Below are 25137 nucleotides of genomic sequence, written 5' to 3' on the forward strand. Positions count from 1 at the left end.
GGTTAATTAAAGTTTTAAATCAGCTTTTACCCGCTGGATTTTCTGATCAAGAATCAACAGTTTTTCTTTGAATTCATCTTCAGAAGTAACGGAATCTTTGACTGAAACATAAAACTTGATTTTTGGTTCCGTTCCGGAAGGCCTGACACAAACCTTTGTGCCATCTTCGGTATAATAAATCAGTACATTGGATTTTGGAATGTCATCCATTGCCAATTTTTTGTTTTCTTTGAGATGCAGACAGGTCTGTTCCTGAAAATCTTTTACTTCGGCAACCGGTGACCCGGCAATTTCTTTGGGAGGATTTTCGCGGAAATCCTTCATCATCTGCTGAATCTGACCGGCACCTTCTCTTCCCTTTTTTGTAACATTAATGAGCCCTTCATAGTACATTCCGACTTCTTTGTAAATATCGATCAGATACTGATACATCGTCTTGTTGTTGGCTTTGCACCAGGCTGCAATTTCGCAGGCCAGCAAAATGGAGCCACACGAATCTTTATCGCGCACAAAGTCTCCGGTCATAAACCCAAAACTCTCTTCGCCACCGCAGATAAATTTTTCTTTTCCTTCAAAATCCCGGATCATTTTACCGATCCATTTAAATCCGGTAAGTCCTACTTTACAGTCGACTCCGAATTTTTCTGCAATATCAAAGAACACATCCGAAGTAACAATCGTAGAGCCTATAAATTCTTTTCCGGTAATTTTGCCGGCTTTTTTCCACTGATCAAGGATATAATAAGTAAGAATCGTGTTGCACTGGTTTCCGTTCAGGAGCTGCATTTCGCCATCCAGATTACGCACCGCAATTCCTAGACGGTCGCCATCAGGGTCAGTTCCGATGACAATGTCGCCGTTCGTAATCCGTGCCAAATCAATGGCCATTTCCAAAGCTGCTGGTTCTTCAGGATTTGGAGAAGCTACCGTCGGAAAATTTCCGCTCGGAATCATCTGTTCCCTAACGAGATCAATTTTTGTGAATCCCGCTTTTTTTAAAGCCTGCGGAACCGTTGTATAAGTGGTTCCGTGGATGGAGGTGAAAACGATATTCAGATTATCGTACCCTGTTTTATCTTTCTGATAAAGGGAATTTTCGATACAGGCATCAATATACACTTCATCCTGCTCCTCTCCGATCCATTCAATCAGATCATCGTTTCCACTGAATTTAATTTCGTCAAATTTTACAGAATACACTTCCTTAATGATCATCTCATCGTGAGGAGGAACAATCTGGGCACCGTCATTCCAATAAACTTTATAACCGTTGTATTCAGGCGGATTGTGAGAAGCGGTTAAAACGATTCCGGCGTTGCATTTTTTATCGCGCACGGTAAATGAAAGTTCAGGAGTTGGACGGTGTTCTTTGAAAAGCAGCACGTGAATTCCGTTTGCGGTAAGCACATCTGCACACATTTTTCCAAATTCTCTGGAATTGTTGCGCACATCGTAGGCAATTGCGACTTTAATTTTTTCTCCGGGAAACTGGGAACGAAGATAATTGGCCAAACCCTGCGTTGCCTGTCCGAGCGTGTATTTGTTGAGACGGTTTGTTCCAACTCCCATGATTCCTCGCATTCCGCCGGTTCCGAATTCGAGTTCGCGGTAAAAAGAGTCTTCGAGATCATCGGAATTGGTGTCGATCCATTGCTGAACGGTATTTTTTGTTTCTGTATCGAAAGTATCGGTAAGCCAGAGTTTTGCTTTTTCTAAAGTGGTCATGGTTGGTTATTTAAGGTCGTTTGACTTGATGAAATTTAATTGGAATTTTAAATTATTCCAGTATTTTGTTCTGAACATTTGCATTCTTGCCTATTTTGAAGGCGCGGATGGGATCGTTGTAATACACCAGTTTCGAGGTATTGTTGACGCTGCCTTTTAAAGAATCCTTCACATTTACTTCAGCATAATTTTCATTTTTGGAATCGATGTTTAAGTTATCCATGATAAAATAGGGAGCAATAATACTGGCCGTATCCGAGATTTTGAGGACAGCATTTTTTGTTTTCCCTGAAAAATTAGCCCGGCTTTTCCCGGTCATCTGCAAGTCTGCAAGTCTTGAATTTACCGAACCAATAAATTTAGCATTATTTTTTAAATTCAGTCTGAAATGATCCGTTTTTATTTCGCTCGAAATGTTCATTTCAACAGCATCCGACAGGTCTACCTTTTCTAAACTGTATTTAGAATAAATCGTTATGTTGTAGAAATCAACCCCTTTTGTTGGTCTTCGTTCCTCAATTGTGAGGGTTTTATCCTTCACTTTTATTTTAAGGTTATCTAAAATATTCGGATAGGTTTCAACATTTACAAAACTCTTTGAAGCATGAATATAGAACACCCTAAATTTCCCGTCGAGATTGAGGTTAACGAATTCCTCCACCGCAATATCCTTGCTCTGAATGTCACCTTTCGGAGAAATTTTTCCGCAGGAAAATAGAGTGAATACGAAGATAACATACAATAAATTCTTCATCAATTTTAATTTTAGGGAACTCTGCATCTGAGAATTGAGTTGAAAGCAGTTCGGAATTTTGTTGAAACTTTTGAATAATCTACTTTCTGTTAAATTATTTCATCAATATTGTAATTCTTATGTTCACGCGTGGTGCGGATCATCATTTCGCCAAGGAAACCAGCTATAAAAAGCAGCGTTCCGAGAACCATCATCGTTAAAGCGATAAAGAACCAGGCATTATCAGTTAAAAGATGTCCGTAAATTCCACGCGAAACATCGATTAATTTTGAAATTCCAAGCCAGAGCGCAGAAAGAAAACCAATGATGAACATCACCGTTCCCGCCGCGCCGAAAAAATGCATTGGACGTCCACCAAAACGGCTTATAAACCAGAGCGTGACAAGATCCAGAAATCCGCGTACAAATCTCTCGGTACCAAATTTTGAAGTACCGTAAGGCCTTGCCTGATGCTGAACTTCTTTCTCTGTGATTCTTCTGAAACCGGCGTTAGCCGCCAAAACCGGAATGTAGCGGTGCATATCTCCGTAAACATCAATGGATTTGACCACCTGTTTTTTATAGGCTTTCAAGCCGCAGTTGAAATCATGAAGTTCGACTCCGGACACTTTTCTTGCAGCAGAATTGAAGAGTTTTGAGGGCAGATTTTTCGTCATCACATTATCATAACGTTTCTTCTTCCAGCCGGAAACAATGTCGTAGTTTTCCTCCTTGATCATCTGATAAAGTTCAGGAATTTCCTCCGGAAAGTCCTGCAGATCAGCATCCATGGTGATAATCACTTCGCCGTTCGCTTTTTCGAAAGCCGCGTGAAGCGCCTGAGATTTCCCGTAATTTCGGGAAAATTTAATTCCGTGAATCTGCGGATGCTGCACTTTCAGATTCTCGATGATGCTCCAGGAAAGGTCGGTACTTCCGTCATCAACAAACCAGATTTCATAGGTAAGTTTGGCAGTGTTGCAAACGCTGTCGATTCTTGAAAAAAGTTCTTCCAGGGACTCCTCTTCGTTGAGTAAAGGGATGATTATGGATAAATTCATTTATTTTTTAAAAAGTATTTTATTTTGCGCTTCTGCTTCGGAAGAATGCCCCGAAAAACAGCGATAAAATTAGGTAAAAAATCAGGATTGCAGCAAAATATGCTGAAAAATGGCTCGCTGTGAGCATGTCTTTGTTTTTAATGCGTTCCGGAGCAAAACTCTGAAGCCTTTCCTGATATTTCTGTTCCAGTTCCTGAATGTCCTGATCTTTCGCCAGGATTTTTTTGGCTTTCTCGTATTCATTGGTAAGTTCCGATTTCTGGCGTTCGACATACTGATAATTCAGTAAGGCCTTCGCATCGGTATCGATAAAATTCAGAAAAACAAAAATGGTTAAAACAGAAAGAAAACCTCCGATAAACATTGGGGTAAAGGCTCTGCTGAAAGATTCTCTGAAATTAATCACCCCTTTTTCTTTCCAGAAAGTTCTCACGGAAACAAAAGCAAAAATGCAGTATAACACCGGCAATAGGAATGCATTCATCATAAGGGAAGTATTGAAATAGTTCACCCCACTGATATAATATACCGTAAAGAAAATTAACATGGTGATAATGAAGAGGATAATACCCAATGTTACTGGATTTTTTGACATAAATTAAATTTTTGTTTCAGATTTTACTAATTTTTGTATATTTGCACCGGCAAGTCCTACACAACCAGCTCCTGTGACCCCTCCAGGGTGGGAACGCAGCAAAGGTAAACGGTTGTAGCGGTGTGATGTAGATCGCTTGCCATTTTTTTATGCCTAAATTTCAAAGGTTTCTCCCAGCTTAGGCAATACCAACTCCACTCCTTTTTCATCAAAATGCCCTTTAGCTTCAGCGTGATCAATTTTGATCGGTGCGAACGTGTCAAAATGACATCCGATTACCTTTTTTGTTTTCAAAAGTTCAGCAGCTGCAAAGCTGGCTTTTCTGGCGCACATCGTGTAGTGCGCACCGATAGGAAGAATCGCTAGATCAATGTTGCCGAAAAGCCTCGGAAACATTTCCATATCTGCCATCACACCGGTATCGCCGGCTAAATAGACGTTTTTCCCGGGAAATCTGAAAATGTAACCCGAAGGTTCGCCGCCATAGGTTCCGTCAGGAAACGAGCTCGTATGGCTTGCCGGAACCATTGAGATTTTCAGGTCCTCCAATTTTGCAGAACCCCCAAAATTAATGTCGATGGAATTTGGATGTCCGAAATAACCGCATATTTCCGGCTGTCCGATAACATGTGCATCAGGATGGTGCTGCAGAACTTCTTTTACATCTGCAGTATGGTCGCCGTGCGCATGCGTAATGAGAACATAATCAATTTTCTGGGCTGTGATGTCGAAACCCGACTGTGCTTTTCCAAAATTGTAAAAAGGATCACTTAAGATGTTTTTTCCGTTGTAAGTGAACAAAAAACAGTTTTGTCCAAGGTATTGTATTTTCATATTTTTCAAAATTTAATTAAAAATAATTCAGTCCTATAGCCACCATGATACTCATAATCAATGTTATAATACCGACCTGTTTCAAAAAAGGATCCAGTTCCTGGGGGTTTTTTATCTGCATAATTTTTCTTCTCAGTCCCGTCATGGGAAACATCAAAATAAAGAAAATAAAAGCATAATATTTTCCCTGGGTGTGAAGTCCGTTCATCATCATAAAAACCAGCATCAGAATTAATGGCAGTTGGAGCAGTATCACTTCGTAAACCATCGCTTTTTTGAAACCAAGGCGCAAAGCCAGGGTTTTTTTTCCGCTCAAGGCATCACTTTCAATATCCCGCATATTATTCAGGTTAAGAACGGCTGCACTCAGCATTCCGATTGCGGTTGCGGGCAAAAGGATGTCCCAGTCGAAAGTTTTTGTAAATAGAAAATAACTTCCGCAAACCGATACCAGTCCGAAAAATACAAAGACGAAGACATCGCCCAGACCGAGGTAACCGTAAGGTTTTTTACCAACTGTATATCCAACCGCAGCTAAAATGCATGCAATCCCAAGTCCCACAAAAATGTAAAATTCCTGCATTAAATTTTCTCTGAAAAAAGCAAGATAAAGCAGTGCTAAAGTTGCTGCAAATGAAAGTATTGCGAACAGAATTACCGCATTCTTCATTTGCCCAGCTGTTATTCTACCGGAAGCAACCGCTCTTGATTCAGCTTTACCGGTCCGGAATTCGTCGGTTCCTTTGATTCCGTCGCCGTAATCGTTTGCAAAATTGGAAAGGATCTGATAAAGCAAAGTGACCAGCAAGGCCATCGCAAAAATCTTCCAGTCCCAGGTTCCGCCATTTTCGATAATCCGCCAACGTGCGATGAAAGAACCCATAATAATTCCACTCATCGATAGCGGCAAAGTGCGCAATCTTGCGGCTTTTATCCAGTCTGTCATCATTATATCAAATTTTAATACCATTTATATTATGAAATTGTATCTCTACATCCAGTGGTTTTGGTCACTTTCTACCTTAAACAAACCATAATTCACCAGTTTTTTTATTTTGCTGAACCGGGTGCTTCGGAAAGAAATTTTACCACCCGCCGTAAAAAAATGCACTGATCCCAAATCATTTTTGCGTTGCCAAATATACTGTGAAACCTTTATGGATTGTATTTTCTGATATTCGACCGTTTTCTTTTCAATATCCCAAATACCCGATTTTAAGCAAAGAAAATATTCATTGTAATAAAGCCTGCTGTTTCGGAACGATGCAATGAGCATCAGCTCTGCGAGCACACCGTAAAGCAAAATCAGCCAGAAGTATTCCTTAAAAATGGAATGCACGAAAATACTGATAATAATCGGGATGCCGACAAAAATAAGACTCGAGATGATGAGTGTTCTGGGGTGGGGTTTTAAGGAATATTGGTATTGGGGAAGAATTTTCCAGATGAATTTTAAAAAATCATTACGTTCCGTTTTACTGCATCCGGGAATTGAATTATGTAACTCTTTATGATCTTCTTCGCCGGAAACCTGTCGGAATTTTAAATGCAGAATATTGATCTTTTTTTGAATAAAATTCTGAATTTCAATCACCATCTGTACTTTATGGGGAGCAATAATCACATGTTTTGTATTAATAAGGCCATACTCCAAAGACAGCCGGCTGCTATTTTTTGTGATTCTCATGTTGAAATACATCACCAGATTCAAAATTACATTCACCACAATTCCCATTAAAAAAATAAGGCATATGAACCCTGCAATGCCAAGGACAGAAAAATTTTCCAGCAGCGCCACAGCGAATGCTTTTCGGTTTTCAACAATAAAATCTTCAGCCGACTGCTCTTTTAAAAATTCGATGGCATTCTTACCCATATAAAATGCAAATGCAATGATGGCGAGGAAACTTTTCAGGTAATTGGCGGTGAGTCCATATTTCAGTAAAGAGGCGATGGAAATACTGACTTTATTTTCCGGCGGTGGTGCACTCAAAAGTTGCGTCTGATCTGTCGTTAATACTGCAGAACCTCTGTTTTCCAATAGATAATTTTTCAGATCAAGTGCATTTTGGTAAGAAATAGCATTTACACGCACCTCTTTTGTATCACTTCCTGGCGTGTCGATTTCCAGTTTAAAGATATTTAAAACCTTATGAATAAAAGGCTGGTTAATATTGACCTCCTGTATTTTAATTTTCTCGATGCTGATTGTCTTTTTATTGATAATTCCACTCCGGATCACGAATTCTCCCGTCTTGGTATTGATAAAATAAGAGAAATTTCGGTACTGGAAATAAGAAATAACGGCGAAAAAAAGAAAAGGTAGTGCTGTTAAAGCCAACATCATCAGCCACTGATATTCATTCTGTTTAAAGAAAACAAACAGATAAAGAGGCCAGATGGCTTTCAGAAATTTTCCGAAATTAACAACTGTAATCAGTAGAATTCCTTTTGCCGACTGTCGCTGGGGTCTTGAAAATGCATTATTTTCCATCTTGCTCTTCGGATTGGGCAACAGTTTCTCCCAGTTGGGTTTCAGTAGAAAATGGATTTGCGTCTCCTGTACCAAATGAACCATTGGAACTCGGATCTTGTATTTTTTGCAAGATCAGCTGATTGAATTTTTCTGCAATCTCTTTAGGCAGACCATGAATCGTAAGATCCGACGCTTCTGAACCCGCCGTAAAAACGCTTAATGATTTCAGGCCTAAACTCCGCGATAGCCAGCCTTCCTGCAAAGCGCTGTGCTGTATTCTGCTGTAAGGAAAGATGAAGGTGGTCTTTTTCAGCAGTCCATAATGATATACCAGATCCTGTTGCCGAAATGCATACTTTCTTTGAAAAAACGCGTAGTAAGATGTAATGAAACGGATGATCATCAATGAAAAAACCACGATAAATACCAACCAAGAATACATAAAAACATCCCGCAAAAAATAATAGCTTACGCCACCCGCAATCCATAACAATAAAGAAAAAACAGCACTGTTAAAAATTACCACTTTCAAATATTTTTCAGAAACGGGCTTAAGTTCCAAATTTTCAAAATCTGGTAAATCATGTTCAAGAATAGAATTGTTATGAAATTCCTGCATCGTTTGGGATTATTGGATAAGGGATGTTTTCAAAATATAAAATGTGACCGTGAGAATTAAGATATCCACTTATTCTCCCCGAAATTCGGTTTTCTTTTTTCCAGAAATGCATTCCGCCCTTCTTTCGCTTCTTCGGTCATATAAGCCAGACGTGTAGCTTCACCTGCGAAAACCTGCTGCCCCACCATTCCGTCGTCGGTTAAGTTCATGGCAAATTTCAGCATGCGGATGGACATTGGCGACTTTCCGAGAATTTCCTGAGCCCACTGATAGGCAGTTTCCTCCAGTTCAGCGTGTGGAATTACGGCGTTCACCATTCCCATTGCTTCAGCTTCTTTCGCAGAATAATTTCTTCCTAGAAAGAAAATTTCCCGCGCCTTTTTCTGCCCGACCATTTTCGCCAGATAAGCAGAACCGTAACCGCCGTCAAAACTCGTCACGTCGGCATCGGTTTGTTTGAAGATTGCATGTTCTTCGCTGGCCAAAGTCAGATCACAAACCACGTGCAGCGAATGTCCGCCACCCACTGCCCAACCGTTCACGACCGCAATCACCACTTTCGGCATAAAACGGATCAGTCTTTGGACTTCCAGAATATTAAGACGGTGACGTCCGTCATCACCCACATAACCCTGTTCGCCGCGTGCTTTCTGGTCGCCTCCGCTGCAGAATGCATGTCCACCGTCTTTCGGGCTCGGTCCTTCTCCAGTGAGCAATATCACACCCACGGAAGCATCTTCCGAGACATGGTAAAAAGCATCATATAGTTCGGAAGTGGTTTTCGGACGGAAGGCGTTGCGCACTTCCGGTCTGTTGAATGCAATTCGGGCTACGGCGCCGGATTTCTGATAGGTGATATCTTCGTATTCCTTTACGGTTTTCCAGTCGGTCATTTTCTTACAATTTTGGGGTAAAGATAAGGATTTTTGGGGCCTGGACAAAAGGAAAAACGCCTGCTTATTGCAAACTTAGCGTCTTTTTTGAGGTGCAAGATGTTCGTGTGTTTTTTGAAATGAGGGTCCCGCTTTCACTGCAATCTTTTTTTGAAAAATATTATTTGAACGATGTCAATACATAAATCTCAGTTTAGCTCCGAAAAACATCGATAAATGGTTTCGGCCCCGTCTACGACGGGGCCGAAACCACAAATGAAAATCAACTGAATATCTTAATGAAATTTACTGCTCCGTTTTCTTTCTGCTGATGAACCAGTAAACCGGTAAACCAATTAATATCAGAATAAATCCTGGCCAAGTGTACTGTGGCTTGAACCAGATCAGCAACCCACAGAACGCAGTCCCGATGAGTAGATAAATAATTGGCGCAATAGGGTAAAGCCAGGTTTTATAAGGCCTTTCCAATTCCGGTTTCTTGATTCTTAAATAAATCACCCCGAAAACGGTAATCATATAAAACAATACAATCACGAAAGAAATCATGTCCAGAAGATCGCCGTACTGACCGCTGAGCGCCAGAACTGAAGCCCATATTCCCTGCATCCACAGAGATCTTTCCGGAACGCTGTGTTCATTGTTCACAATCGCGGATTTAAAAAAGAGGCCGTCTTTCGCCATCGTCTGAAAGACTCTTGCTCCTGCCAAAACCAGTCCGTTGATGCAGCCAAATGTAGAAATCATGACCAAAATCGCCATGATCACGGTACCGATATTCCCAAAAATAACTTCTGAAGCAGCAACTGCGGGCCGGTTTTTATCCGCAAAGGCAATTCCGTCGCGGTCAAGAGCATTCAGATATACAAAATTGACGAGAAGATATAAAATCATGACCACCGTAGTTCCCAAAACCATTGATTTTACCACATTTTTTTTAGGATTTTCGATTTCTCCCGAAACAAAAGTCACATTTTCCCATGCAACCGAACTGAAGACCGAACCTACCATTGCCGCGGCGATCCCGCCCAGAAGGGTAAGGCTTCCGATGGATTTCCATCCGGTTGGCATTAAGTCGTTTCCTACTTCTCTGCCGAAATCCTGAAATGCACTCCATCCAAAACTCATATTTCCGGACCACTGCGAATTCTTCACCAGTAAAAATCCGAAAATGATAATTCCGAGCAATGCCAGTATTTTGGAAGCCGTAAACAGATTCTGCAATATTTTTCCGTTTTTAACGCCTTTGGTATTGATAAATGTAAGCAGTAGAATCACTAAAATTGCTAAGATCTGGATCCAGGTAATTTTAAAATTTCCGCTTTGAAAAAGTGGCGCAGAATCGTTCAGCCACGGAACAAGATAAGCAGTAAACTTCCCGAAAGCCATGGCAACCGCTGCAATGGTACCCGTCTGAATAACGGTAAAAAGACCCCAGCCGTACAAAAATCCGGTCATTTTTCCGAAAATTTCTGTCATGTAGGTGTACTGACCGCCCGCCTTCGGAAACATCGACGAAAGTTCGCCGTAAGAAATGGCCGCCGCCACTGTCATGATTCCGGTGATGATCCATACCGCGATTAGCCAGTATCCTGAGCCGAGATTCCGCATCATATCCGAACTTACGATAAATATTCCGCTGCCTATCATAGAGCCCATTACGAGCATGGTGGCGTCCCACAGTTTGAGTTTTTTCTGCATTTTTATGTTTCAGGTTATAAGTTTGTTTTAATGGAAGTAAATATAGAAATTTTTACAAAAGACTCATCAGTTTATCAAAAAATTACAGTAAAACGGCATATTATATTTGCTGTGTTTTCATTTTAAGTTTAAAATAATTAATTTCGCAAAAAATATCAAATGAAAAAATTAGCACTCCTATTTACTTTGTTACTTTCAACCCTGATCTTTGCACAGGAAACTGCCACAAAAAAGTTCAGTCCACCTGCCGGAAATGCAGCTGTTGGGGATGTATATGGCTCAAACGTTTCTTTAAATTCAGAAACCAACGCCATTTCGGCAAAGAAACTCGACAAAAAATTAAAGAAGAGCAAAAAACTCGAAAATATTTCGGTTGTCGGCAAAGTGACCGACGTTTGCGATAAAAAAGGGTGCTGGTTGACAGTGGAAACCGATAACAACGAGAAATTTTTTGTGAAGATGAAAGATTATGCCTTCTTTGTTCCGACTGCTTTAAAAGGCAAAACCGTCGTTTTGGAAGGGAATGCCGAAACAAAAATTATTTCTGTTGACGAACAGAAGCATTACGCAGAAGATGCAAAAAAATCTCAGGAAGAAATTGATGCGATAACCCAGCCACAGGAGGAAATCAGATTTGTAGCAAACGGAATCAAAGTAATCAAGTAGTTTAGCGATACATATAAACATTAAAGCGAAGTCCGTGACTTCGCTTTTTTTTATTCGATCGTGAAATCAACTTCCGCTTCCAGCTTTGGAAATCTTCTTTCGGAAACGAATTTTTTTCCGGTACAGTCGATTTCTTTCCAGCCTTTCTTGTTTCCAATGTCCCCTACTTCTGCCACAACAGGAGTAAAAGTAATTTCATCATCACCATTCAGAATTTCTTCCCGATATTGTACAGCAATATCCAAAATACATTCAAAATCGGTATTCATTTTCACATTCCGGTAGATAATATCGTAATGCGTGTCTTTGTTTTCGGGGATTTCAAAATATTTTTCCCAATTTTCCGACGCCCCGTTTAACTCACCCATTGCTTTCAGACCTTCATACAAAGCATGCGCGTAATATTTTCGGGTGACCTGCCTCATGTAATCTTCCGGGAAATGTCCGCCTTCAAATAAAATTGTTGGGATTCCCATCTTCGTGAAGTTATCACCTGTTGACGTAGGATAAAATTCATCGGAATACCGGGCGATGTGCTGGGGAATTTCCTTATTCAGTTCTTCAAAAATCCTTGAAATTACTGCCATTGCTTTTTTACGGACCAGCGTAATTTCTCTTTCGTGATTCACCGAAGGGGCTAAAAATGAAAGGGTAGCGGGATTTTCTCCGTCAGTGGTAAAAATCGTTCTTTGCTCATGGAGATTCAAGGCATATTTGTACTTTCCATTTTCAGCAATCGTTTTTAGAATGCGGAATTCTTTGCTTGAAAGCTGAAAAAAATCCCTGTTCATATCGATGTCCAGCGCATTTCTCCGGTTCCAGATTTCAGAACCGTCTGGATTCAGCATAAAAATAAAATCCAGCGTTATTTTCGAAAATAATTCCTCTTTCAGCGAAGGATGATGCTTGAATATCTCCAGCAGATCCAGCATTGCTAAAGTAGCATTTGCTTCGTTACCGTGCATTTGCGACCATGCCAGGACTCTTATTTTGCCTTTTCCCAGCGTCATCATGTAAATGGGCTTTTCCAGATAAGAGGTTCCGGCTTCTGAAATACAGTCGCTGAAATTCGTCTGTAGGTAATTAAATAATTTTTCCGGGGAAATATACCGGTTTGGGAAATGAGGGTTTTTACAGTAAACAAAATTTTCAGGCATCAATCACTTTTTACAATTCTCAAATTTAATTTTTTTTTACGGGATTTTAAAATTTACTTTTGTAATATTATTAAACGCACTGTAATGTCAGTTTGTCTGTTGATAAAATTGTGGATTGAATTATTTTTATTTTAAAAATATATTAAACTGTAAATCTGTTTATTATATGTTTTATATCAATTTAAATTTTAATATTGCTTTAAGTACTGAATCATGTGGAAAACTCCGATTGTAGGTTAATAAAATAAACAGATAATTTATCGAATATTCAATAACCGATCCTTAATATTACATATGTAAATTTACGGCAAACAGATAAATTCTGTACATTTGCAGATATCATTTATATGGCAAACGAGACTATTTTTTTACTGGTATTTGTGCTGTTTATCTTTTTTATCCTGGCGCTGGATCTGGGACTTCTGAAGAAAAAAGCCGATACGATTTCGATGAAGCAGGCAGGAATGATGAGTTTCTTCGTGATTTCCCTGGCCATGTGTTTTTACTTTTTCCTGATTACCTACGGTCACCTACTCCATGGGATCAACAGCATGGAAAAACTTCAAAGCGTTATTTCTTCGCATCACCATCCCGTAAAAATAATTCCCAATGATCTGGAACACAGCATACAGCTGTATAACCAGAACCTTGGACTGGAATATTTGACCGGTTACGTTGTAGAATATGCCCTTTCGGTTGATAATATCTTCGTAATGGTCTTAATTTTCACCGCTTTTGGAGTAGCCCAGAAAAACTATCACCGGGTCCTATTTTGGGGAATACTTGGCGCAATCGTTATGCGGTTCATCTTTATATTTCTAGGTGCTGCCCTTATCGAGAAATTCAGCTGGATCATGTATGTTTTTGGGGCGTTTCTCGTGTTTACAGGTATTAAGATGTTTTTTGATAAAGATGGTGGCGATAAAATCGATACGCAGAATCATCCGGTGGTAAAGTTTGCCAACCGTTTCTTTCAGGTACATAATCATTTTGTAGGCCACCGGTTTTTTGTAACCATTGATGGAATTAAAAAAATAACACCCTTATTCCTTGTATTGCTCATTATAGAAGCTACCGATCTGATCTTCGCCGTCGACAGTATTCCGGCGATATTCTCGGTCACAAAGGATCCTTACATCGTCTTCTTTTCCAATATTTTTGCCATCATCGGGCTTCGTTCGATGTTCTTTCTTTTGGCGGGGATTATCGATAAGTTCAGGTTTCTTAAAATTGGTCTTTCGGTGCTGCTGACCTTTATCGGACTGAAGATGCTTTTCCACAATTATCTTCAGAACTGGGGCTTCTCCACAACACATTCGTTGATTGTTATTGTAAGTATTTTAGCGCTTAGCATCCTTTTCTCTCTCATGTTTCCGGAAATTAAGAAAGAGAGAAAACTTAAGTTTGATCCTGAAAACGATGAACATCTGCGCCATTAATATCCTTTTGTAAATAACTAAATTTCTATAAACCAATACGATAAGTATTGGTTTTACTTTTGTAAATAACAATTTAAATGAATGGTTTACATATGTTGTTTATAGTGTTGATTTAATTATTTACATTTGTAATTATGAATCTGAACGAAAGAATCGCCAAAATCATCGAATATTCAAAACTGTCTTCCTCAGAATTCGCAGACGAAATTGAAGTGCAGCGTTCGAACATTTCCCATATCACGTCAGGAAGAAATAAACCTTCCCTTGACTTCCTTATCAAAATCAAAGAACGTTTTCCTGAACTGGAATGGGAATGGCTCATAAAGGGCGAAGGGGAAATGAAGAAAAGTCCGGAAGAAGAGTTGGTTCCGGAGAAAGTAAAACCCAGCCCGATACCGGATCTTTTCTCGCTCATCAATGACGAAAACTTTGGGGTCACCGAAAGGGAAGATAAAGTCCAGAAACAAGTTTCGCGAGAATCTGAAATTCCTGCAAACAATCCAGTGAAAGAAAATATAGCCGATTCTCAGCGATTAGCAGCAGCGCAAAGCACCGTTAACACACAAGATGCTGAAAGTCAGGAAAATAAGATTAAACGCATTGTATGGTTTTACGAAAACGGTAAATTTGAAAGTTTCGAGCCTTAAATTCACCCATCGGTTGGGTTTATAAAAATAAAAACTCCTTTTCAAAAAAATTGAAAAGGAGTTTTCTTATCTTATATATAAGGAGTTAAAAAACCATCTCCGGGATTTCTCCTTCAATGATTAAATCTGCTTCCGTTGCTTTTATAATCTCTTCAACACTTACACCCGGCGCGCGCTCCAGAAGTTTGAAACCTTTTGGCGTAACATCCATCACCGCAAGTTCCGTCACTACTTTCTTCACACAGCCAACGCCGGTTAATGGAAGCGTACACTTTTTGAGGATCTTGCTCTCTCCTGCCTTGTTTACATGCATCATGGCTACGATGATGTTTTCGGCTGAGGCCACGAGGTCCATCGCACCGCCCATTCCCTTCACCATTTTACCGGGAATCTTCCAGTTGGCAATATCGCCGTTTTCGGAGACTTCCATCGCGCCAAGGATGGTAAGATCCACTTTCTGACTCCTGATCATTCCGAAACTGAAAGCAGAATCGAAGAAAGAAGCGCCCGGAAGCGTCGTGATCGTTTGCTTACCTGCATTAATAAGGTCTGCATCTTCTTCGCCTTCAAACGGGAAAGGTCCCATGCCAAGTACCCCGTTTTCGCTTTGGAATTCAACGGAAATGTTTTGAGGAACATAGTTGGCGACAAGGGTCGGGATCCCTATTCCAAGGTTTACATAATAGCGGTCCTTTACTTCTCTGGAGATTCTCTGGGCGATCTGTTCTTTTGTGAGCATAGTTGAAATTAAACTGCAATTTAATGATTTTGGACAGAATACTAAAATCTTCTTTTGGGAAAGCGAATAATAAATGCCGGATCAGATTTATATCTGTAATTTTGCACATTATATTTTTACATGAAAACATTACAGCATTATCTGAAACCGCACAAGTGGCTCATCATACTCTCTCTCTTCCTTGCCACCGTTAACCAGGTATTTTCCCTCTTTGCCCCGGCGATTACGGGGAACATCCTCGATCAGCTTGTAACGCATCCCAACTCATTTGACAAGGCAGGGCAGCTGCCGAGAAACCTGGATCAGTTCTTCTATGGAAGCGGAATCTATAACGGAGTTTTCTATTTCCTCGGCCTGCTCATCGGAACTGCTATGATCAGCAGAATTGCAAAGGCCTTTCAGGATTATGCAGTGAGTGTGATCACCCAGAAATTCGGTGCCAATATCTTTACCGACGGGCTTCGGCATTCCATGGCTTTGCCTTTTCAGGAATTTGAAGACCAGCGAAGCGGTGAGACCCTTTCGATCCTGACGAAAGTACGGGAAGACTCGGTGAAATTCATCACCAGTTTCATCAATGTATTCTTCGGGATCCTGGTAAGTATCGTTTTCGTTTCCATCTACGCTATAAGACTACACTGGTCCATTATGCCGGTGTACATCATCGGGATCTTCCTTATTGCCTTCGTTACCAACCTTCTGAGCAAGAGGATCAAGAACATCCAAAGAACCATTGTGGCCGAAACCACCGGGCTTGCCGGAAGTACGACTGAAAGTTTACGGAACATCGAGATTGTAAAAAGTCTCGGCTTAACCAATCAGGAAGTGAAAAGGCTGAACAACAATACCTATAAGATCCTGGGTCTCGAACTGAAGAAAGTAAAGAGCATCCGTTCTTTGAGCTTTATTCAGGGCACAATGGTGAACTTCCTTCAGCAGATGATCACGTTTACCCTGCTCTATCTCATCTTTAAGAATATCGTTACTCCCGGTCAGTACCTGTCGTTAATGTTCTACGGATTCTTTATTTTCGGGCCGATGCAGGAGATCGGAAACATCATCATTTCCTATCGGGAAGCCCAGGCTTCACTCAATAACTTCGACGTGCTGATGAAAAAACCTGCCGAGGAAAAACCTCACACCCCGAAACAGATCGGCGGTATCGAAGAGCTGGAATTCAGGAATGTATCCTTCAAACACCAGTCGGCGCAGTACAAAGCCCTGAACAAAATCTCATTCGATGTGAAAAGCGGCGAAACCATTGCCTTTGTGGGCCCCAGCGGTTCCGGAAAAAGCACGCTCGTAAAACTTCTGGTCGGACTGTACCGTCCGCTGGAAGGCGACATCTATTACAACGGCATCAACGGGAAAGAGTTTGATTTCGATGAACTGAGGAACCAGATTGGTTTCGTGACTCAGGACACCCAGCTGTTTGCAGGCACCATCAGGGAGAATCTCCTTTTCGTAAATCCCAATGCAACGGATGAAGATCTTACCCTTGCTTTGCAGAAATCCAGCTGTACTGCCCTGCTCGAGAGAGCTGAAAAAGGCATAGAAACCGTGATTGGCGAAGGCGGACTGAAACTGAGCGGCGGCGAAAAACAAAGGATTGCCATTGCCAGAGCCCTTTTACGGAAACCACATCTCCTTATTTTCGATGAAGCCACATCAGCTTTAGACAGCATTACTGAAGAAGAGATCACCTCCACGATCCGGGAGATTTCCCGGGAAAAGGAGCAGATCACCGTGCTCATCGCTCACCGTCTGAGCACGATCATGCATGCAGACCGGATCTTTGTGCTGGAACGCGGCAACGTGGTAGAAACGGGCTCCCACCTGAACCTGACGGCAGAAAAAGGGCTGTATTACGCGATGTGGAGACAGCAGATTGGGGAAAGGAAATAAAGGTTGTTGCGGTGGTTTCGTATTGATTAAAACAGTGCACCCTGTTTTTGTTGGAATGATGTAGGATAACAGAACTCGGTTTAAGTCCAAAAAATTTATATATTTATCAGATTAAGATAATTAAATGGAAAACAGATCAAAGAAAAACATCTCAATTTTCATGATGGTTGGAGGGTTAATGGTGATGGCTTATTATCTTTTTAAACTGGATTCAGCCACAGATAAGACGAGTTTCTTCATTGTTATTGGCTGTTCGATAATCTATACCTTTATCGGTTTCATATCCTTTTTAAAATACACAAAATTGCAAAGGAAATAGAAACATTGGACCTGCAGTAACCTGTGTACCGATCGGCTAAATGCGAGGTGTTCTGTTACAGACAGCAATTTAATATAAAAAGCAAGCTTGCTTTTTCTTAAAACCAAGCTTGCTTTTGGGAAACTCGTCGAAAGGATTTGGGTAAAAGCAAGCTTGCTTTGTGCAATAAGCAAGCTTGCTTTTTGAAACACTTTATTTTTCCTTTTCAAAAGTCATATTATTGAGCATTTCTTTCAAATCTACTCCCGGACGGAAATTCACTTTTGCACCTTTAATCATGGTCTTCCGGAACCTGTCTTCATTTTCTACACCTTCACTGGAAAGAGACAGGCTAAAAGAACCAAAAGAGCCGAAACGCACAATCTTCCCTTCGCTGAGATGGTGGGCAAGCGCTTTTGAAAGGTCGTTGAGTACCGCGAGCACATCAGTGTCGCTTACCGTGGTTGATCCGGCGGCAATCTCTTTACTGAGACCCCGGAAGGTAACTTCGCCGCTGGATTTTGCATTGGCATAAAACTTTTTAGGAGCTGTGGGATTGCCGGGATTCCCCTTTTGGGATAATGTGAAATTTACAGGCATAACTTTGTTTTTTTGAGATGAAACAGTAATTGATGATATGCTGAATGTCCATTTAAACCTTTTTTGTTTTGAACGTTTTAAACAGACCTTCGTGTATTTTCCGACATAAAGTTAGCTGTTTTCTAGTGACTTACGCAAGAAATATTTAAAAAAAAATGATGTGCTATGTTTATACCTATCAATAATTTTATTTCCGATATATGAGAATTGACATTCAACCGAGAAAGTTTATATGCTGAACCTTTAATCAAAACAAAAACTAAATCAGAAAAAATTTATAATTTTATATCACGAAATTAATTTGATAATGATGAGCACTGCAGAACTGAAAATTGATTTAATCAACCGAATAAAAAACACCACCGACCAGGTTAAACTGAAAGAATTATTGGAACTGTTGAAGTTTCAGGCTGACGAATCTGTATATGTTACCAGTGAAGATGATAAAAAAGCAATCTCAGAGGCCCGTCAACAAATTAAGGAAGGCAAGGTAATTCCTAATGGGGATGTTCAGAAAGAGATCTCAGAATGGCTGACAAAATAATATGGACGTTTAAGGCTAAGCAGGAACTGATTGAAATTCTGCAATACTGGATAGACAGGAATAAATCAAATTCGTTCAGTATAAAATTGAATTCTTTAATTGAAAAAGACCTGAATTTGATTTTAGAATCTCCAAGAATCGGCAGAATAACCGACGTTCCAGAGGTTTATGTTAAAGTGGTTCACAAATATCTTTTATATTATCAAATCTCCGATAATACGCTTTACGTCTTAACCATAAGACATAGAAGTAAAAACCCCAAGACACTGAAATTATCATCTGAATGACGACAATATACAGCAAAAGCGATCCAATGGAGCGCTTTTGTTTTTTATAATGAAATGAAAAATGTTTACCACATTTATCATTCACGCTTGCGTACGGTTCTCTGTTCAATCCTTTTCTCGAATTTCTCTCCCTGAAAGATCCGCTGCACCATGATGCCGGGAATATGGATTTCGTTCGGGTCCAGTTCACCCGGTTCTACCAGCTCTTCCACTTCGGCAATGGTGATTTTTCCGGCTCCGGCCATCGGTGCGTTGAAGTTCCGTGCCGAGCCTTTAAAGATCAGGTTGCCGGCATGGTCGCCTTTCCAGGCTTTTACAATGGAGTATTCTGCTTCGAAGGCATGCTCTAGGATATGCATCTTTCCGTGAAATTCCTTCGTCTCCTTACCTTCCGCCACCTCGGTTCCGTAACCTGCTGGCGTATAGAAAGCCGGGATTCCTGCCTGCGCGGCGCGGCTTCTTTCGGCTAAAGTTCCCTGGGGAATGAGATCTACTTCCAGCTCACCTGACAGCATCTGGCGCTCGAACTCCGCATTTTCACCTACATAAGATGAGATCATTTTTTTGATCTGCCGTTTCTGAAGAAGCAGTCCGAGCCCGAAATCATCCACTCCCGCATTATTGGAGATGCAGGTAAGGTTGGTGACATTGCTCTCGACCAAAGCGGCGATGGAGTTTTCAGGTATCCCGCAAAGGCCGAATCCCCCCAGCATTAAGGTCATTCCGTCTTTGATGCCTTCAATGGCTTCCTGCGCATTCTTTACTCTTTTGTCTATCATTTTCAGTGCGAATTTTGAGAGAATAAAAATAGGAAATATTATTGATTTCAGCATTTGCTCTAAGGGATTGATTTGATGGAAGTTTGAAAATTTCTGCATTGCCAAAGCCGGTTTTCTTAAACAATATCCTGCACTTTTGTAAATCCAAAGAATCATTTTACCGGTTATTTTCGGCAATTTGCAGAAATATTGCTTAAGGTATTGGCTGTTAGAATTATTTGTCTTATTTTTGCGACCTGTTAATCAACCTCTGACGAAGGACGTGAATGTTGCTTAGCTCGACAAAACAAATTTTTTTATTAAAATGGATTTAGTAAAGTACGTACAGGACAAGTACATCACAAAGAAAGAATTCCCAGAATTCAAAGCCGGTGACACCATCACTGTGTATTACGAAATTAAAGAGGGCGCGAAAACAAGAACTCAGTTCTTTAAAGGAACTGTGATCCAGTTAAGAGGGACCGGTCTTACCAAGACATTTACCATCAGAAAAATGAGCGGTGATGTGGGTGTAGAAAGAGTATTCCCAATGAACCTTCCTGCTCTTCAGAAAATTGAATTAGACAGAAAAGGTAAAGTAAGAAGAGCGAGAATCTATTACTTCAGAGACCTTAGAGGTAAGAAAGCGAGAATTAAAGATGCTGCTTATAAAAAGTAATCTTTATTTGAACTTATTATCAAATAAATTAAAGTCCGGTACCAGTACCGGACTTTTTTGTGCGGTTAAGTGAAAGAAGTTTCCAATATGTTCTTCAGGATTTATTTCATTCACTTCCCACAAAGATTTTTTATATTTGTTAAAATTATGGAATGGAAAAACTAGATGCCCTGAATCAGGTGGCCGAATTTCACAGGACCTTCAACGCTCCGATACTGGATGAGCCTCAGATTCCGTCGAAAGAAAGATGTGAACTCAGGATTTCATTGCTTCAGGAAGAACTCAACGAACTCAAGGAAGCCATTGCTGATAACAATCTGGTCGAAATTGCCGATGCCTTGTGTGATCTGCAATATGTGCTGAGTGGCGCGGTGCTGGAGTTTGGATTGGGCGAAAAGTTCGTGACCCTTTTCAACGAGGTACAGCGTTCCAACATGTCAAAAGCCTGCTCCACCCACGAGGAGGCAGCAGAAACCATCGCTTATTATCAGGAGAAAGGTGAAGAAGCATTCGCTGAAATTTCAGGTGAAAAAATAAATGTTCACAGGCGTTCCGACCATAAAGTTTTAAAAAATAAATATTATTCCCCCGCGGATTTAAACAGAATCCTCGAAAACTAAAACCTATCAATATGAATCCAATCATCAGAAATACAGTACTTACAGCAGCCCTGTTATGCATGTTCACAGGATGTACCGCGCAGCAAGCAGTGCCCAACCAGGAAGTAACTACGGAGAAAGACGGCAAAATGCTGCTCGGAACCCAAACAAAAGATCAGCTGTTAAAAGCGCCTTTCAGCGAATGGTATGCGAAGGAACATGAAGAATATGCACTCGATAAGACCGCAGTTCCCGAATTGATGAAGAGCAATCTAAACGATTATCAGATCACTTTGGTGATGGGAACATGGTGCGAAGACAGCCACCGTGAAGTGCCCCGTTTAATGAAAATACTGGAAACCGTGAAGTTTCCGGATGAAAACCTTACGATGATTGCTGTTGACCGGCAGAAAAAATCTCCCGCTGGCGAGGAAGAAAAGTTCAGGATTGAGAAAGTTCCTACAGTAATTGTTCAGAAAGATGGCAAGGAAGTTGGTAGAATAACGGAAAGTCCGACGAGCGGCTGGCTCGAAAGAGATTTGCTGCAAATCATTAAATAACCTTTATCAATAGCAATTGAAAAATCAACAAAGAATAATTACTTTCGTTTTGGGCGCAGCCGCAATGCTGCTTTTATTTCTGGTATGGAACAGCATCACTAAAAAATCCGAAGAAAAAGTCCGCAACGACTTCTATATCATTACGAACCAAATCAGGAAGATGAATAAGATGGTCGTCATGGAACAGGACTTTTCGAGTATGCAGAAAACAAAGTTTACTTCCGAGCTTTTGGGCGGAGGGATTCTTCCTCCTGTGGAAAAGGAACTGATCACTTTCACAAAGACCAACGCCCAGGTTTCCTATGATTTAAACAAAATGAAGCTCGACGTGGATTCAGTCAACAGAAAGCTGATTATTAAAGAATTGCCTGATGCGGACATCCGAATTACGCCAAGCGTAGAAATACAGTCGATGGACGATTCTTTTTTCAACCGTTTCGACCAGGATGACCTGAAAAAGATCACAAAGTCTGCAAAGGACAATGCCTATAAAACGGTAAACCAGAACAGGCTCCGCAGCGAGGGAAGAAAACAGTTGGTAGAAAACCTCAATACTATTTTTGTGCTTGCAAAGGCGTTAAATTACACGATCGAGGATCAAACCGGTCAGATCGATACTGCTAAACTTTAAAATTAAAGATATGAATACAGATAAAAATCAGGAGAAATCCAAAGAATCCGAGGTAAGAAAGCAAAATCAGGATCTCCCGAATATTCCCGCTTCTTCAGACAAAATACATTCTGAAGACAAGACAAAGAAAGAAATCGATGAAACGTCTGAACTTCATCCTGACGGCAAAACCGATAATACAGATCATAACAGCGGAAAATAATTGCCGCTTTCTTTTTTTTAGTATTTAAATGTTAATTAAATTCTAAAATTGAAAATGTGGCTGATTTTGTCATGGTTTTTGATATTATGTTAACGCAATTCACAGAAACTTAACATTAAAAACTTAAATTATGTCGTACACTGTTGTGGGCATGTTCCCAACCACCGATGATGCCGATCAGGCATCAAACAAACTCGATAACGCAGGCTTTGCGAAAGAAGATTACAGAGTTTCCAAATACTCCACCTCAGGAGAAATCTCAGGAGAAAAGGATTTTGATTATGAAGAAGACGAAAAAACAACCGGATTCTGGAACTGGCTTTTCGGAGACAATGAAACAGATAAGAACCGATACAGTTATGCCGGAACAAAAAGCAATCTGGTGACCGTTTATACCGATGATTTGAGCCGCGCTGAAAAAGCAAAAGAAATTATGAATGATCAGGGTGCCATCAACGTAAATGATTTTACGAAAGAAAGATATCCTGCTGAAGAATTCATATCTCCGGATAATAATTTAACTGCCGACGAAAGGGCAAGAATCATCAGCAAAGCAAAGAATGACCTTTATCTGACTCAGGAATACCGATCTTATAAGGTATCCGATAAAGGAATGACCAATGAAATGGATTCTCAGGGAAATAACACGACCTTTTAAGATCTTTTTCATAATTTTTAATCCGGCTTCATTTACTGAAGCCGGTTTTTTTTATTCTGTTTATTTATTCCCGAAACAACTTTTATGAAAGTTCAAAACGATTAATACTTTTAATTTCCGGAAAACAGGAAGAAGCTTTCAGGGAAAATCCGTATTTTTGCTTCTTAAATTTTCAGTACAAAATGATAAAAATAACACTTCCCGACGGGAGCATCAAGGAATTCGAAAGCGCAGTAACGCCGCTTGAAGTAGCAAAATCGATCGCAGAAGGTCTGGCCAGAAACACCATTTCCGCCATTGTAAACGGAACCCAGGTTGAAATCACCAAGCCGATTACGGAAGATTCTACGCTTCAGCTGCTTACGTGGAACGATGATCTTGGAAAAAAAGCATTTTGGCACTCCTCTGCTCACCTTTTGGCGCAGGCGATTATGGATTTTTACCCGGAGGCAAAACTCACGATCGGACCTGCAATTGACCAGGGTTTTTATTACGATGTGGATTTTGGCGACGAGACCCTGTCCGACAAGGATTTTGAGAGAATTGAAAAGAAAATGCTGGAAAATGCGAAAAAGGACTCAACCTTCAGCCTTTATCCTGTTTCCAAATCCGATGCATTGAAAGAATATGCCGACAATCCTTACAAAACTGAATTGATTACCAACCTGAACGACGGTGAAATCACCTTCTGTTCTCATGATAATTTCACTGATTTATGCCGTGGCGGACATATTCCGTCAACAGGAATCGTGAAAGCGGTTAAAATTCTTAATGCAGCCGGAGCGTATTGGAGAGGTGACGAAAAAAACAAACAATTGACGCGTGTTTATGGGATTTCTTTCCCAAAACAGAAAGACCTGACCGAATATCTGGAAAGGCTGGAAGAAGCGAAACGCCGTGACCACCGGAAACTGGGCAAGGAGTTGGGTATTTTCGCTTTTTCTGAAAAAGTAGGTGCCGGTCTTCCTTTATGGCTTCCGAAAGGAACAGCATTGAGGAAAAAACTGGAAAACTTTCTTTCCGAGGCGCAGAAAAAATCGGGTTACGAATTTGTCATGACTCCGCATATCGGGGCAAAAGAACTCTATGTAACGTCGGGGCACTGGGATAAATACGGCGCAGACAGTTTTCAGCCGATTAAAACGCCAAATGAAGGCGAAGAATTCATGCTGAAGCCGATGAACTGTCCGCATCACTGCGAAATCTATAAAGTTGGACAGTGGTCTTACAAGGATTTGCCGAAACGTTTTGCTGAATTCGGTACGGTTTATCGTTACGAACAGTCGGGAGAACTTCACGGTTTGACGAGAGTGCGCGGTTTTACGCAGGATGATGCCCACCTGTTCTGTACGCCCGATCAGCTTTTGGCTGAATTCGAAAATGTGATTGATCTGACGCTTTACGTTTTCAAATCTTTAGGATTCGAAGATTTTGTGACTCAGGTTTCATTAAGGGATCCTGAAAACAAGCAGAAATATATCGGTTCTGACGAGAACTGGAAGAAAGCCGAAGACGCCATTATTCAGGCTGCAGAAAAAAAAGGCCTGAAAACCATCGTAGAATACGGAGAAGCTGCATTTTACGGCCCAAAACTGGATTTTATGGTGAAAGATGCACTCGGAAGAAGCTGGCAACTCGGAACAATTCAGGTGGATTACAATTTACCGGAAAGATTTGATCTTTGGTACACCGGAAGTGATAACGAAAAACACCGTCCGGTAATGATTCACAGAGCTCCGTTCGGTTCAATGGAGCGATTTATTGCCATCCTTCTGGAGAACACTGCGGGCGATTTTCCGCTTTGGTTGGCGCCGGATCAGTTCACGATTCTGCCCATCAGTGAAAAATACATAGAATATGCGAAAAAAGTTTCACAATTGCTGGAAAATCACGATATTTGCGGCTTGATTGACGAGCGTAATGAAAAAACGGGAAGAAAAATCCGTGATGCAGAGATGCAAAAGCTGCCATTCATGCTTGTTGTAGGTGAAAATGAAGAAGATAGCGGCACCGTTTCCGTAAGAAGAAGAGGTGAAGGAGATTTGGGCACGATGAGTGTCGAGGATTTCATCAGTTACTTCAAAAAAGAAGCTGCAATTTAAAAATCAGAATTTAACCATTTAAAATAAACACC

Annotated in this window: 27 protein-coding genes and 1 other RNA gene; 14 read left to right on the plus strand and 14 right to left on the minus strand. The window is 40.7% G+C overall.

All coding sequences use genetic code 11. The annotated features are described in order from the left end of the window. Nucleotides 1-6: 6 nt before the first annotated feature. The 4 genes from FUA25_RS03240 to FUA25_RS03255 form a co-directional block, all read right to left on the minus strand. Nucleotides 7-1725, minus strand: a complete 1719-nt coding sequence (locus tag FUA25_RS03240) for a phospho-sugar mutase (RefSeq protein ID WP_147755449.1) — start codon at nt 1723-1725, stop codon at nt 7-9. 52 nt (nt 1726-1777) lie between these two features. Further along, nucleotides 1778-2479, minus strand: coding sequence for a GIN domain-containing protein (locus FUA25_RS03245; protein WP_147755450.1), 702 nt, complete (start codon nt 2477-2479; stop codon nt 1778-1780). Between the two features lie 89 nt (nt 2480-2568). Further along, complete coding sequence (locus tag FUA25_RS03250) at nt 2569-3519, minus strand: glycosyltransferase family 2 protein (RefSeq protein ID WP_147755451.1); 951 nt, start codon at nt 3517-3519, stop codon at nt 2569-2571. A gap of 19 nt (nt 3520-3538) precedes the next feature. Next, nucleotides 3539-4114: a DUF4199 domain-containing protein gene (locus tag FUA25_RS03255; protein ID WP_147755452.1), complete on the minus strand. Its 576-nt coding sequence runs from the start codon at nt 4112-4114 to the stop codon at nt 3539-3541. 47 nt (nt 4115-4161) lie between these two features. Here FUA25_RS03255 and ffs point away from each other — a divergent pair. After that, an RNA gene (ffs, locus tag FUA25_RS03260) (signal recognition particle sRNA small type) lies at nt 4162-4259 on the plus strand. Nucleotides 4260-4267: 8 nt separating this feature from the next. On the opposite strand, the gene FUA25_RS03265 is transcribed toward ffs, so the two are convergent. From FUA25_RS03265 to FUA25_RS03290, 6 genes are all read right to left on the minus strand, one after another. Then, nucleotides 4268-4948: a metal-dependent hydrolase gene (locus FUA25_RS03265; RefSeq protein ID WP_147755453.1), complete on the minus strand. Its 681-nt coding sequence runs from the start codon at nt 4946-4948 to the stop codon at nt 4268-4270. A gap of 16 nt (nt 4949-4964) precedes the next feature. Further along, a complete protein-coding gene (gene menA / locus FUA25_RS03270) occupies nt 4965-5894 on the minus strand; it encodes a 1,4-dihydroxy-2-naphthoate octaprenyltransferase (protein ID WP_147755691.1) in 930 nt (309 codons plus the stop codon). 45 nt (nt 5895-5939) lie between these two features. Next, nucleotides 5940-7442: a PH domain-containing protein gene (locus FUA25_RS03275; RefSeq protein WP_185146644.1), complete on the minus strand. Its 1503-nt coding sequence runs from the start codon at nt 7440-7442 to the stop codon at nt 5940-5942. After that, a complete protein-coding gene (locus tag FUA25_RS03280) occupies nt 7432-8043 on the minus strand; it encodes a PH domain-containing protein (protein WP_147755455.1) in 612 nt (203 codons plus the stop codon). The genes FUA25_RS03275 and FUA25_RS03280 overlap by 11 nt, the downstream gene beginning before the upstream one ends. A gap of 56 nt (nt 8044-8099) precedes the next feature. Next, nucleotides 8100-8936 carry a 1,4-dihydroxy-2-naphthoyl-CoA synthase gene (locus FUA25_RS03285; RefSeq protein WP_147755456.1) on the minus strand — a complete coding sequence of 279 codons (837 nt, stop codon included), beginning with the start codon at nt 8934-8936 and terminating at the stop codon, nt 8100-8102. A 285-nt stretch (nt 8937-9221) separates the two neighbouring features. Further along, entirely contained in the window at nt 9222-10634 is a 1413-nt protein-coding gene (locus FUA25_RS03290; protein ID WP_147755457.1) for an APC family permease, read from the minus strand. Between the two features lie 159 nt (nt 10635-10793). Here FUA25_RS03290 and FUA25_RS03295 point away from each other — a divergent pair, with 159 nt between their 5' ends. Then, the gene (locus tag FUA25_RS03295) at nt 10794-11300 is read left to right on the plus strand and encodes a DUF4920 domain-containing protein (RefSeq protein WP_147755458.1); all 507 of its coding nucleotides are present in this window, start codon (nt 10794-10796) and stop codon (nt 11298-11300) included. Nucleotides 11301-11350: 50 nt separating this feature from the next. Here the strand turns inward: FUA25_RS03295 and FUA25_RS03300 are convergent, their stop codons facing one another. Then, nucleotides 11351-12457: a M14 family zinc carboxypeptidase gene (locus tag FUA25_RS03300; protein ID WP_147755459.1), complete on the minus strand. Its 1107-nt coding sequence runs from the start codon at nt 12455-12457 to the stop codon at nt 11351-11353. Nucleotides 12458-12804: 347 nt separating this feature from the next. On the opposite strand from FUA25_RS03300, the gene FUA25_RS03305 reads away from it, so the two are divergent. Together FUA25_RS03305 and FUA25_RS03310 are read left to right on the plus strand one after the other, a co-directional pair. Beyond that, a complete protein-coding gene (locus FUA25_RS03305) occupies nt 12805-13896 on the plus strand; it encodes a TerC/Alx family metal homeostasis membrane protein (RefSeq protein ID WP_147755460.1) in 1092 nt (363 codons plus the stop codon). 134 nt (nt 13897-14030) lie between these two features. Beyond that, nucleotides 14031-14543 carry a helix-turn-helix domain-containing protein gene (locus FUA25_RS03310; protein ID WP_147755461.1) on the plus strand — a complete coding sequence of 171 codons (513 nt, stop codon included), beginning with the start codon at nt 14031-14033 and terminating at the stop codon, nt 14541-14543. Nucleotides 14544-14628: 85 nt separating this feature from the next. On the opposite strand, the gene FUA25_RS03315 is transcribed toward FUA25_RS03310, so the two are convergent. Then, the gene (locus FUA25_RS03315; protein WP_147755462.1) at nt 14629-15282 is read right to left on the minus strand and encodes a CoA transferase subunit B; all 654 of its coding nucleotides are present in this window, start codon (nt 15280-15282) and stop codon (nt 14629-14631) included. A 120-nt stretch (nt 15283-15402) separates the two neighbouring features. Here FUA25_RS03315 and FUA25_RS03320 point away from each other — a divergent pair, with 120 nt between their 5' ends. After that, a complete protein-coding gene (locus tag FUA25_RS03320; protein ID WP_147755463.1) occupies nt 15403-17187 on the plus strand; it encodes an ABC transporter ATP-binding protein in 1785 nt (594 codons plus the stop codon). Nucleotides 17188-17698: 511 nt separating this feature from the next. Here the strand turns inward: FUA25_RS03320 and FUA25_RS03325 are convergent. Beyond that, nucleotides 17699-18085 (minus strand): HU family DNA-binding protein, encoded by a 387-nt coding sequence (locus FUA25_RS03325; RefSeq protein WP_147755464.1) that lies wholly within the window; start codon nt 18083-18085, stop codon nt 17699-17701. A gap of 307 nt (nt 18086-18392) precedes the next feature. On the opposite strand from FUA25_RS03325, the gene FUA25_RS03330 reads away from it, so the two are divergent. Both FUA25_RS03330 and FUA25_RS03335 read left to right on the plus strand, forming a co-directional pair. Further along, entirely contained in the window at nt 18393-18629 is a 237-nt protein-coding gene (locus tag FUA25_RS03330; protein ID WP_147755465.1) for a hypothetical protein, read from the plus strand. Further along, nucleotides 18614-18916, plus strand: coding sequence for a type II toxin-antitoxin system RelE/ParE family toxin (locus FUA25_RS03335; RefSeq protein WP_147755466.1), 303 nt, complete (start codon nt 18614-18616; stop codon nt 18914-18916). Before FUA25_RS03330 ends, FUA25_RS03335 begins: the two co-directional genes overlap by 16 nt. Nucleotides 18917-18993: 77 nt before the next feature. Here FUA25_RS03335 and FUA25_RS03340 read toward each other — a convergent pair whose 3' ends face one another. Continuing rightward, nucleotides 18994-19695 carry a CoA transferase subunit A gene (locus tag FUA25_RS03340; RefSeq protein WP_147755467.1) on the minus strand — a complete coding sequence of 234 codons (702 nt, stop codon included), beginning with the start codon at nt 19693-19695 and terminating at the stop codon, nt 18994-18996. 304 nt (nt 19696-19999) lie between these two features. On the opposite strand from FUA25_RS03340, the gene rplS reads away from it, so the two are divergent. The 7 genes from rplS (at nt 20000) to thrS (ending at nt 25105) form a co-directional block, all read left to right on the plus strand. Beyond that, nucleotides 20000-20353 carry a 50S ribosomal protein L19 gene (rplS, locus tag FUA25_RS03345; RefSeq protein WP_147755468.1) on the plus strand — a complete coding sequence of 118 codons (354 nt, stop codon included), beginning with the start codon at nt 20000-20002 and terminating at the stop codon, nt 20351-20353. A 152-nt stretch (nt 20354-20505) separates the two neighbouring features. Further along, complete coding sequence (locus FUA25_RS03350) at nt 20506-20973, plus strand: nucleoside triphosphate pyrophosphohydrolase family protein (protein ID WP_147755469.1); 468 nt, start codon at nt 20506-20508, stop codon at nt 20971-20973. An 11-nt stretch (nt 20974-20984) separates the two neighbouring features. Beyond that, on the plus strand, nt 20985-21512 hold the full coding sequence (locus FUA25_RS03355) for a TlpA family protein disulfide reductase (protein WP_147755470.1): 528 nt from the start codon (nt 20985-20987) through the stop codon (nt 21510-21512). Between the two features lie 16 nt (nt 21513-21528). Then, nucleotides 21529-22143: a DUF4230 domain-containing protein gene (locus tag FUA25_RS03360; RefSeq protein WP_147755471.1), complete on the plus strand. Its 615-nt coding sequence runs from the start codon at nt 21529-21531 to the stop codon at nt 22141-22143. A gap of 10 nt (nt 22144-22153) precedes the next feature. Then, nucleotides 22154-22345 carry a hypothetical protein gene (locus FUA25_RS03365; RefSeq protein ID WP_147755472.1) on the plus strand — a complete coding sequence of 64 codons (192 nt, stop codon included), beginning with the start codon at nt 22154-22156 and terminating at the stop codon, nt 22343-22345. A gap of 130 nt (nt 22346-22475) precedes the next feature. Then, entirely contained in the window at nt 22476-23003 is a 528-nt protein-coding gene (locus FUA25_RS03370) for a hypothetical protein (RefSeq protein ID WP_147755473.1), read from the plus strand. Between the two features lie 182 nt (nt 23004-23185). Next, nucleotides 23186-25105: a threonine--tRNA ligase gene (thrS, locus tag FUA25_RS03375; RefSeq protein ID WP_147755474.1), complete on the plus strand. Its 1920-nt coding sequence runs from the start codon at nt 23186-23188 to the stop codon at nt 25103-25105. The last annotated feature ends 32 nt before the right edge of the window (nt 25106-25137 follow it).

It is taken from the genome of Chryseobacterium sp. (genome assembly GCF_008014695.1).
Taxonomy (GTDB): domain Bacteria; phylum Bacteroidota; class Bacteroidia; order Flavobacteriales; family Weeksellaceae; genus Kaistella.

Excerpts from the sequence above, each read along its gene's own strand:
- FUA25_RS03240 (WP_147755449.1), bottom strand. The coding sequence starts at position 1,725 with ATGACCACTTTAGAAAAAGCAAAACTCTGGCTTACCGATACTTTCGAT.
- FUA25_RS03245 (WP_147755450.1), bottom strand. The coding sequence starts at position 2,479 with ATGAAGAATTTATTGTATGTTATCTTCGTATTCACTCTATTTTCCTGC.
- FUA25_RS03250 (WP_147755451.1), bottom strand. The coding sequence starts at position 3,519 with ATGAATTTATCCATAATCATCCCTTTACTCAACGAAGAGGAGTCCCTG.
- FUA25_RS03255 (WP_147755452.1), bottom strand. The coding sequence starts at position 4,114 with ATGTCAAAAAATCCAGTAACATTGGGTATTATCCTCTTCATTATCACC.
- FUA25_RS03265 (WP_147755453.1), bottom strand. The coding sequence starts at position 4,948 with ATGAAAATACAATACCTTGGACAAAACTGTTTTTTGTTCACTTACAAC.
- menA (WP_147755691.1), bottom strand. The coding sequence starts at position 5,894 with ATGACAGACTGGATAAAAGCCGCAAGATTGCGCACTTTGCCGCTATCG.
- FUA25_RS03275 (WP_185146644.1), bottom strand. The coding sequence starts at position 7,442 with ATGGAAAATAATGCATTTTCAAGACCCCAGCGACAGTCGGCAAAAGGA.
- FUA25_RS03280 (WP_147755455.1), bottom strand. The coding sequence starts at position 8,043 with ATGCAGGAATTTCATAACAATTCTATTCTTGAACATGATTTACCAGAT.
- FUA25_RS03285 (WP_147755456.1), bottom strand. The coding sequence starts at position 8,936 with ATGACCGACTGGAAAACCGTAAAGGAATACGAAGATATCACCTATCAG.
- FUA25_RS03290 (WP_147755457.1), bottom strand. The coding sequence starts at position 10,634 with ATGCAGAAAAAACTCAAACTGTGGGACGCCACCATGCTCGTAATGGGC.
- FUA25_RS03295 (WP_147755458.1), top strand. The coding sequence starts at position 10,794 with ATGAAAAAATTAGCACTCCTATTTACTTTGTTACTTTCAACCCTGATC.
- FUA25_RS03300 (WP_147755459.1), bottom strand. The coding sequence starts at position 12,457 with ATGCCTGAAAATTTTGTTTACTGTAAAAACCCTCATTTCCCAAACCGG.
- FUA25_RS03305 (WP_147755460.1), top strand. The coding sequence starts at position 12,805 with ATGGCAAACGAGACTATTTTTTTACTGGTATTTGTGCTGTTTATCTTT.
- FUA25_RS03310 (WP_147755461.1), top strand. The coding sequence starts at position 14,031 with ATGAATCTGAACGAAAGAATCGCCAAAATCATCGAATATTCAAAACTG.
- FUA25_RS03315 (WP_147755462.1), bottom strand. The coding sequence starts at position 15,282 with ATGCTCACAAAAGAACAGATCGCCCAGAGAATCTCCAGAGAAGTAAAG.
- FUA25_RS03320 (WP_147755463.1), top strand. The coding sequence starts at position 15,403 with ATGAAAACATTACAGCATTATCTGAAACCGCACAAGTGGCTCATCATA.
- FUA25_RS03325 (WP_147755464.1), bottom strand. The coding sequence starts at position 18,085 with ATGCCTGTAAATTTCACATTATCCCAAAAGGGGAATCCCGGCAATCCC.
- FUA25_RS03330 (WP_147755465.1), top strand. The coding sequence starts at position 18,393 with ATGATGAGCACTGCAGAACTGAAAATTGATTTAATCAACCGAATAAAA.
- FUA25_RS03335 (WP_147755466.1), top strand. The coding sequence starts at position 18,614 with ATGGCTGACAAAATAATATGGACGTTTAAGGCTAAGCAGGAACTGATT.
- FUA25_RS03340 (WP_147755467.1), bottom strand. The coding sequence starts at position 19,695 with ATGATAGACAAAAGAGTAAAGAATGCGCAGGAAGCCATTGAAGGCATC.
- rplS (WP_147755468.1), top strand. The coding sequence starts at position 20,000 with ATGGATTTAGTAAAGTACGTACAGGACAAGTACATCACAAAGAAAGAA.
- FUA25_RS03350 (WP_147755469.1), top strand. The coding sequence starts at position 20,506 with ATGGAAAAACTAGATGCCCTGAATCAGGTGGCCGAATTTCACAGGACC.
- FUA25_RS03355 (WP_147755470.1), top strand. The coding sequence starts at position 20,985 with ATGAATCCAATCATCAGAAATACAGTACTTACAGCAGCCCTGTTATGC.
- FUA25_RS03365 (WP_147755472.1), top strand. The coding sequence starts at position 22,154 with ATGAATACAGATAAAAATCAGGAGAAATCCAAAGAATCCGAGGTAAGA.
- FUA25_RS03370 (WP_147755473.1), top strand. The coding sequence starts at position 22,476 with ATGTCGTACACTGTTGTGGGCATGTTCCCAACCACCGATGATGCCGAT.
- thrS (WP_147755474.1), top strand. The coding sequence starts at position 23,186 with ATGATAAAAATAACACTTCCCGACGGGAGCATCAAGGAATTCGAAAGC.